This window comes from Pseudoalteromonas luteoviolacea NCIMB 1942 (assembly GCF_001625595.1).
In the GTDB taxonomy this organism is placed as follows: Bacteria; Pseudomonadota; Gammaproteobacteria; order Enterobacterales; family Alteromonadaceae; genus Pseudoalteromonas; species Pseudoalteromonas luteoviolacea_A.
In genome coordinates this window covers 1-232 of record NZ_AUXT01000104.1, presented here as the reverse complement: position 1 = coordinate 232, position 232 = coordinate 1, and the positions used below count along the sequence as shown (strand labels likewise).

Sequence of the window (232 nt, the reverse complement as noted above, 5' to 3'; positions counted from 1 at the left end):
AACTGAAAAATGACGGTCATCAAGTAGCACGTTGTACCGTGGAGCGGTTAATGCGAAAAATGGGTATTCAAGGTGCTCGGCGGGGCAAGGTATGCAAAACGACTCTGCCAAACGAGCAGCAAGATAAGCCATTAGATTTAGTTAATCGCCAGTTCACTGCTGAGCAACCAAATCAACTCTGGGTTGCAGATATCACTTATGTAGCCACTTGGAGTGGGTTTGTTTATGTGGC

The 232-nt window shown here is 46.1% G+C and carries 1 protein-coding gene; it reads left to right on the top strand.

The genetic code is table 11. The annotated features are described in order from the left end of the window. A partial coding sequence (locus N482_RS05640; RefSeq protein WP_155730511.1) for an IS3 family transposase occupies positions 1–232 on the top strand: 232 nt, incomplete at both ends.